Origin of the sequence: Nonlabens dokdonensis, assembly GCF_002162835.1 — a bacterium.
GTDB classification, from domain to species: domain Bacteria; phylum Bacteroidota; class Bacteroidia; order Flavobacteriales; family Flavobacteriaceae; genus Nonlabens; species Nonlabens dokdonensis_B.
In genome coordinates this window covers 1-8,909 of the sequence record NZ_MAAX01000205.1, presented here as the reverse complement: position 1 = coordinate 8,909, position 8,909 = coordinate 1, and the positions used below count along the sequence as shown (strand labels likewise).

Here is an 8,909-nt window from a genome sequence, read left to right as displayed (position 1 = left end):
TAATGATTATTGGTTCAAAGCGACCTTAATGGATGGAACTGAGTTTTCTTCTCATTTTTCACTGAAAAGATAATATGATATTGCCTATTTTTACGATAGAGCAATGAGGTATTATATTTTTTTCTTCTTTTTAATATGTTCCGCTTTCGCGAAAGCGCAACTTGAATCATCCTTTTGGTATTTTGGTATCAACGCTGGTATAGATTTTAGTTCTGGTACCGCAGTTGCAATAGATAATGGGCAATTAGTTACTGGTGAAGGTTGCGCAACCATATCTGATGAGTTAGGCAATTTATTATTTTATACAGATGGATCATTAGTTTATGATGCAAATCATATGATCATGCCTAACGGAAGTGGGCTAAAAGGAAATTCTTCTAGTACAAGTAGCGCAATAATAGTGCCTCTACCAGGCAGTGCAGAAATCTTTTACGTATTTACGGTAGATACCGATGATCTAGTTTATCGAGATACGGAAGGCTTACATTATTCCATCGTAGACATGACACTCAATGGTGGAACTGGAGACGTAGATCCATCTAATAAAAATATGAATCTTTTACCCATAACATCAGAAAAGCTTACAGCAATTTCTAATGCTTCGGGAGATGGGTTTTGGATAATTTCACAGTTTGAAGGTCAATTTTTCTCTTATGAACTTACAGCAAACGGTCTCAACACAACGCCTGTAATATCAAATGTTGCTCCTTTTATTGAGTTAGTCACCACTCCTATTACTAATGTAGATGTCGCAGCAATGAGAGGTTATATAAAAGTAAATGCTCGCGGCAATAAGTTAGTTGCTGCTCATTTTTCTAATAATAACACGGCAGAGTTTGCTGGTATAACTGATATTTTAACGGCTCGTAGTCTTGCATATGCAAATGGCGGTGAATTATACTTATATGATTTTGATAATAGCACTGGAATCATTTCAAATCCGCAACCATTGTTAACTAGACAAAATGGTGGTTCCATATATGGAGTAGAATTTTCAGGAAATGGTCAGTATCTCTATGCTGAAGTTGATTATATGAACCCTTCTACGACTCAAGTTTTTGAGTTAATAAGAGGTGAAATTGTTCAATATGATTTAACCGCGGCTAATATTGCTAACAGTGCTACAATAGTTCATCAAGATAACATTACACCATTTAGAGGTGCTTTGCAACTAGGGTTAGATAATAGAATATACCATTCCAGATTTCAACAAGGTGAACTGAGCGTTATTAATAATCCAGACGCTGCTGGCGTTGCTGCAAATTATACTTTTAATTCTTTTCCACTTACTCAAAATGCCACGGCGTGGTTTGGACTTCCCATATTTGTACAATCCTTTCTCTTAAATGGAGAAATTATTGCCTCTGATCATTGTTTTGGAAAGTCACAAAGTTTCAATATTAGTACAGCTGCTAGTATAGTTTCTATTGATTGGGATTTTGGAGATCCCAGCTCTGGCGCAAGTAATTTTTCTACTGCATTGCAACCTACACATACATTTTCTGCTCCTGGTATTTATACTATTACCGCAACAGTAGAAACATTAAATCAAATCTTTACCGCAACTACTACAGTTACAGTTTATGAAACGGTAGAAACAAACGCAATTCCAGAAAAGTTGGAAGAGTGTGAAGAAGGTTTTGATCAATCTGTTTTTGACCTTACTATAATCGAAGACTCAATTTCAAATAATAACAATCAAATGGTATCTTATTATGAATCTGAAGAAGATGCAATTTTAGAAACCAACAGAATCATTAATCCATCCCATTATTTAAACTTAGAAAGGTGTCAAACGATCTATTTAAGGGTGTCTAATGATAACTGTTTTGAAATATCTTCATTTGACATTTGTATAAAAAATTGCCCTATCGAGGTATTTAACGTTTTAACGCCTGACGGTGATGGATTAAATGACACGTTTATCGTTTCTGGACTTTATAACATATATGATAAACATAAAATGCATATATTTAGCAGGTACGGACAAAAAGTATGGGAAGGAAATAACGAGACAGGATCTTGGGATGGAACTTCAAATACAGGATTGTTGAGTACTGGAGCTAGGTTACCTACGGGAATTTACTTTTATATAATTGAATTAAATGAACCAGACACCGAGCCAGTGGCTGGATATGTATATTTACAATAAGTTAAAACACAATCAACAAAACATGAAAAAACTATTACTCTTAACAACATTGATTTTAAGTTTTCAAGTATACGCACAAGAAGAATCGTCTTGGTGGGTTTTTGGAGATGGAGCTGCCGTGGAATTTACTCCCAATCCACAAAATAGGTCCTCTGAACCTTTTGTAGCAAATTCAGGTTTAGATACAGATGAAGGAGTAGGTGCAATATCTGATGAACAAGGTAACTTATTATTCTTTACTGATGGTAGTACCGTATGGAACCGTAACGGTAATATTATGCCTAATGGTACTGGGCTATTTGGTAATTTCTCTTCAACTCAATCTGCGATTGTAGTCAAAGCTCCTGAAACACCTAATGTATATTTTATTTTTACGGTAGGTGATTTCAGTACAGGTCTGGCCTACTCTAGAATTGAAATGAACCTTAATGGAGGACTAGGTGATGTAGTTTCTGGAATTAAAAATGTTATTTTAATTGATAGCTCTGCAGAGAAAGTTGCTGCCACGATAAAAACCAATTCAACTAATGCCTATGTAATGACTTTTGCAGAGAGTAATGCAACAGCAGCAAGTCCAGGTAGCGGTGATTTTAATGCATTATTTGCTTGGGAGGTAAGAGGTATTCCTGGTGCAGGTATTTCTTTTGTATTCCCTAATCCAGTTCCTCAATCATCAAATTCTAATCTAGGATGGTTCCCAGTGACAAATGGTGCATCTGGAAGTGATAATGGTATGTTACGTATTTCACCAGATGGTACTAAAGTAGCTATTGCAAACCACAATTTCGGATCTGCGGCTCCTGGAAATGGTTGTTACCTGTATGAATTTAATCCAGCTAATGGGCAGTTCGGTGGTACTGGTTTACAGCTAGACACAGGAACTGTTTACGGTGTAGAATTTTCTGCTTCTTCACAATACTTGTATCACGATATTAGTACCGCTTACAGTGGACCTGCACGTAAAGATCTAGTTCAATATGATTTGTGTGATGAAGCAAACATTTTATCTTCTAAGAATGTTTTTTCTACAGTAATGAACGAGTCTAGAGGAACTCTTCAAATAGGTCGTGATGGAAACATTTACGTTGCACGATTTGATCAACCATGGTTGGGTCGTATAGAAAACTCTGAAACTCCGACACCTACTTACAACGCTACAGCAGTAGATATTTCGCCTGGTTTAGGAAAGCAAGGTTTACCAGTATTTGTTCAATCTAATTTTCAAAGTTTCTTTACAGTTAGTGATCAATGTCAAGGTGATGCTACTGATTTCCAGTTAGCTTGTCTACCTCAAGTATCTTCTTCAATGTGGGATTTTGGTGATGGTAATACGCTTTCAGTAACTGGTCCTGGCGTTGTTCAAAACACCTACGCCGCAGCAGGAACTTACACCGTTTCTGTAACTGTTACAAATGTTTCTGGAGATGTAAGAGATTTTACACAAGACATTACCATTTATGAAAATGGAATTGTAGATCCTATCGACACTACCCTACTTGATTATTGTGATGATGATAACTCAGGCTCAGAAATTGTAGATTTAACACAATTCACTGCTGATGTTTTAGGAACTCAAGATGCTGCGACCTTTGATATTTCTTACCACCCAACAATGGTAGATGCAGAAATGGACACCAACCGATTACCAGATAATTATGATGTAGCAGTAGGAACAGTTCAAATATGGGTAAGAATTTCAAATAATACTTCTCCTATTAATGATGGCTGTAGTGCAGTATCCTCTTTTGATTTAACTGTAAGTACCACTCCTTCTGTTTCTAATATTCCTGATTTTGAACTATGTGATGATGCAAGTGAAGATGGTGTTGAAGATTTTGATCTAGGTGGATATTTACCTGTGATTGAAAACGCGGCAGGAAATCCTACAGATGTAGCTTACACAATTTATACTTCCCAAAATGATGCAGATACGGGAATGAACCCTATCGATTTAACGGTTCCATATACGAGTACTTCTGCAAATGATGTAGTTTACATAAGATTACAAAACACTAATGATGCAGACTGCTATGGTACTGGAACTCTTAACTTAACTGTTTTTGCGAGACCTGCAATTACTGCCCCTGCAGATATAGAAGTCTGTGATGACGCACCACTAGATGGTAGTGGAGATTTTGATCTCGATGGTTTAATAACTACAGTAAATCCTACGGGAATGAATACCGTGACTTTCCATAATTCATTGAACGATGCAGATTCTGGTGTCGGTGCGCTTCCTTCTCCATATTCTGTAGCAGGAACTGAAGAGATTTTTGTGAGATCTGAAACACCTGCTGGATGTTATAACACCACGAGTTTCATGATTACTGTTCTCGCTGCTCCTTCTATAGGAAACGCTCCAGACTTGACAAATATTTGTGATGACAGCGTGAATCTAGATCAAAACTTATTTGACCTATCAGTTCAAGACACGATTATACTTAATGGTAACAATCCTGCTGACTTCACAGTTACTTATTACACAACTGATACAGATGCTCAAGCAGGAATTAATCAAATACCTGTAAGCTACATAGTACCATTTCAAGCTGGTGTTACTAGCGACTTATTATTTGCTAGACTTGAAGACAACACAACAGGTTGTTTTAACACTTCACAGTTCACTATCCTATTTGAAAGATGTGAAATAGTTATTCCAGAAGGATTCAGTCCTAATAACGATGGGATTAACGATACCTTCTCAATTCCTGGCCTGGCTGAACAATATGATAATTTTAATTTGAAGATTTTTAATAGAAATGGCTCAGTTGTTTATGAAACTTCAGCTGCTAACTATCAAGAATTTGCAGGTGTTCCTAATACCGGATTAAATGCCGGCGATGGATTGTTACCTACTGGTGTGTATTTCTATGTGATTCAATATAATGATGCAGATATTGAAGATACTGCAAGTTGGGTTTACATCAATTACTAAGATAATTCCTCAACCATTTAAAGTCCTAATACTATAAAGTATTGGGACTTTTTTTTGTGGATAATTTCGCTTTCGCGAAAGCGGAAAATAAATCTTATATTTACTATAACGTTTGATTTTTTTCATATATTTACTATGCGTGCATAACAATAATTTGTATATTGCACTATAATTTAAACAATGAGAGATAAAACAATTGATTACATTTTGAGGGCCACCTGGATGTCAGTTTCTAAAATGTATAATGAACAAGCCTCAGTAAAAGGTAGCACGATGTCTACAGGGTTTGCTCTTATAAGTATAGATCCAGAAACAGGAACACCTAGTACTGCACTTGGTCCTAAAATGGGTATGGAAGCTACTTCACTTTCTCGTACCTTAAAAATGATGGAAAATAAAGGTCTTATTGAACGTAGAAAAAATCCAGAAGATGGTAGAAGTGTTCTTATTCATTTAACTGATTTTGGTTTAGAAATGAGGGATTTTTCAAAATCAGTTGTTAAAACCTTTGATCAAGTTGTAAAAAGTGAAATTGAACCAGAAAAAATTGAAACATTTCTGGAAGTAGCATATAAAATTAATGAGATCGTCAACTCAAAGAAAATTTTTAAAAAACAAAGTCTATTAGCTCAAAAATAATATGGGAAAACGTAGAATTAAACATGTAACCGTAATAGGTTCCGGAATTATGGGAAGCGGTATCGCTTGCCATTTTGCAAACATAGGTTGTGAAGTACTCCTATTAGACATAGTTCCTAGAGAGCTTACTGATAAGGAAAAGGCAAAAGGCCTTTCTCTAGAAGACAAAGTAGTGCGCAATCGTATGGTTAACGATAACCTAGCAGCAGCTATTAAAAGTAAACCTGCACCACTTTACGATAAATCTTTTGCAAACCGAATTTCTACCGGGAATTTAGAAGATGATTTATCCAAAATCAAAAATACCGACTGGATTATTGAGGTTGTAGTTGAAAGACTAGATATTAAAAAATCAGTTTTTGAACAAATTGAAAAGCACCGCAAGCCAGGTACGTTAATCACCTCAAATACTTCTGGTATTCCTATCTCTTTCATGAATGAAGGACGTAGTGAAGATTTCCAGAAGCACTTTGCAGTAACTCACTTTTTCAATCCGCCGAGATACTTGAAATTATTTGAAGTGGTACCAGGACCTAACTGTGATCCTGCAGTTACTGACTTTTTGATGGAATATGGTGAGAAGTATTTGGGTAAGACCTCTGTACTAGCAAAAGATACTCCTGCTTTTATAGGTAACCGCATAGGTATATTCTCGATTCAGAGTTTATTCCACACGGTTAAAGAAATGGGACTTACCGTTTCTGAAGTAGATAAACTTACTGGTCCAGTTATAGGACGTGCTAAGTCTGCTACTTTTAGAACTGTAGATGTAGTAGGGTTAGATACTTTAGTACACGTTGCAAATGGTGTGTATGAAAACTGTCCAGAAGACGAGCATAAAGACACCTTTAAATTACCAGACTTCATCAATACCATGATGGAAAATAAATGGTTAGGTTCTAAAACTGGTCAAGGTTTTTATAAAAAGAACGTCACTAAAGAAGGTAAAAAAGAGATTCTAGCATTAGATCTAGACTCTATGGAGTATGTAAAACAGCCTCGAGCTAAGTTTGCTACTCTAGAATTAACTAAGTCAATAGATAACGTTGCAGATCGTTTTCCTGTATTAATCAAAGGAAAAGATAAAGCTGGTGATTTCTATAGAAAATCGTTTGCTTCACTATTTGCTTACGTACAGCATAGAATTCCAGAAATAAGCGATGAATTATATCGTATAGACGATGCGATGAGTGCAGGTTTCGGTTGGGAACACGGACCATATCAAGTTTGGGACGCTGTAGGCGTTGCAAAAGGTGTGGAATTAATGGAAGCTATTGGTAAAAAACCAGCTGCTTGGGTAACAGAAATGCTAGATAAAGGATTTGAGTCTTTCTATACCGTAAAAGATGGATCAACCTACTACTACTCTATCCCAGATAAAGATTATGTAAAGAAACCAGGTCAGGATGGATTTATCATTCTAGACAACTTACGTGCTAACGCTCCTGTATTTAAAAATTCTGGTGTTACAGTTCACGATATAGGCGATGGCATCTTAAATGTAGAATTCACTTCTAAAATGAATTCTATAGGTGGCGACGTGCTAGCTGGTATGAATAAAGCTATCGATATTGCCGAAGATCGTTTTGATGGTCTTGTTGTAGCAAACAACGGTGCAAACTTCTCTGTAGGAGCAAACATCGGTATGATTTTCATGATGGCTGTAGAGCAGGAATATGATGAGCTTAACATGGCTATCAAACAATTCCAAAACACCGTTATGAGATTGCGTTACAGCAGCATCCCTACAATTGTAGCGCCACATCAGATGGCGTTAGGTGGTGGTTGTGAAATGACCATGCACTCTGACATTGCTGTTGCTAGTGCAGAGACTTACATCGGTCTAGTAGAATTTGGTGTAGGTGTTATCCCTGGTGGTGGTGGATCAAAAGAGATGGCTCTTAGAGCAAGTGATACTTTTGAAAAGAACGATGTAGAATTGAATAGACTTCAAGAATACTTCTTGACTGTAGGTATGGCCAAAGTGGCTACTTCAGCTTATGAAGCCTTTGACTTAGGAATATTGAGAAAAGGTGTTGATCAAGTTGTCGTAAATGATAATAGACGTATCGCTTTCGCGAAAGCGCAGGCAAGACTGTTAGCTGACAAAGGTTACACGCAACCTGCCATGCGTAAAGATATTAAAGTATTAGGTAAGCAAGCATTAGGTATGTTCTTAGTAGGAACTGATCAAATGGAAGCTGGAAAATACATCTCAGAACACGATAAGAAAATTGCTAATAAACTTGCTTATGTAATGGCTGGTGGTGATTTAAGTGCGCCAACATTAGTATCTGAGCAATACTTGTTAGATCTAGAACGTGAAGCATTCTTAAGCTTAACTGGAGAAAGAAAAACATTAGAACGCCTACAGCACATGTTGCAAAAAGGTAAACCACTTAGAAATTAGAAGATGATGAAAACCGCATATATAGTAGCTGCAAAACGTACTGCAGTGGGGAAAGCACCTAAGGGAGTTTTCCGTTTTAAAAGACCTGATGAGCTTGCTGCAGAAACAATTGAAGCGATGCTTAAAGATGTCCCTAGTTTGGACAAAACAAGAATAGATGATGTTATTATAGGTAATGCGATGCCTGAAGCAGAGCAAGGACTTAACATGGCACGTCTGATTTCCTTAATGGGATTAAAAATAGACGATGTTCCTGGAGTAACGGTTAACAGGTATTGCGCAAGCGGTGTTGAAACCATAGCAATGGCTACCGCAAAAATTCAGTCCGGTATGGCAGATTGTATTATCGCTGGTGGTGCAGAGTCCATGAGTTATATTCCTATGGGTGGTTATAAACCAACACCAGATTATCGAGTTGCCAAGGCTGGTAATGAAGATTACTACTGGGGAATGGGATTAACTGCAGAAGCTGTTGCAAATGAATTTAACGTATCACGTGAAGATCAAGATCAATTTGCATACAACTCTCACCAGAAATCTTTAAAAGCACAGGCTGAAGATCGCTTTCAAGATCAAATTGTTCCTATCAACGTTGAAGAAACTTTTTTAAATGCCGATGGTAAAAAGGAAACAAGAACTTATACAGTAAATAAGGATGAAGGTCCACGAGCAGACACTAAATTAGAAATACTTGCAAAACTGCGACCAGTATTTGCGGCTGGTGGCTCTGTAACGGCTGGTAATTCATCTCAAATGAGTGATGGTGCTGCTAT

5 protein-coding genes are annotated in these 8,909 nt (G+C 36.9%); all 5 read left to right on the top strand.

Features of this window, described 5'->3' with window-relative positions:
• The first annotated feature begins 103 nt into the window (after window positions 1-103).
• On the top strand, window positions 104-2,152 hold the full coding sequence (locus A9Q93_RS13585) for a gliding motility-associated C-terminal domain-containing protein (protein WP_303687944.1): 2,049 nt from the start codon (window positions 104-106) through the stop codon (window positions 2,150-2,152).
• Window positions 2,106-5,087, top strand: coding sequence for a gliding motility-associated C-terminal domain-containing protein (locus A9Q93_RS13580; RefSeq protein WP_303687943.1), 2,982 nt, complete (start codon window positions 2,106-2,108; stop codon window positions 5,085-5,087). Before A9Q93_RS13585 ends, A9Q93_RS13580 begins: the two co-directional genes overlap by 47 nt.
• Window positions 5,088-5,267: 180 nt before the next feature.
• Window positions 5,268-5,726 carry a MarR family winged helix-turn-helix transcriptional regulator gene (locus A9Q93_RS13575; RefSeq protein WP_303687942.1) on the top strand — a complete coding sequence of 153 codons (459 nt, stop codon included), beginning with the start codon at window positions 5,268-5,270 and terminating at the stop codon, window positions 5,724-5,726.
• Window position 5,727: 1 nt separating this feature from the next.
• Window positions 5,728-8,136 carry a 3-hydroxyacyl-CoA dehydrogenase/enoyl-CoA hydratase family protein gene (locus tag A9Q93_RS13570; protein ID WP_303687941.1) on the top strand — a complete coding sequence of 803 codons (2,409 nt, stop codon included), beginning with the start codon at window positions 5,728-5,730 and terminating at the stop codon, window positions 8,134-8,136.
• Window positions 8,137-8,142: 6 nt separating this feature from the next.
• Window positions 8,143-8,909 (top strand): beta-ketoacyl synthase N-terminal-like domain-containing protein (locus A9Q93_RS13565; protein ID WP_303687940.1); only part of this gene is annotated, 767 nt, incomplete at its 3' end.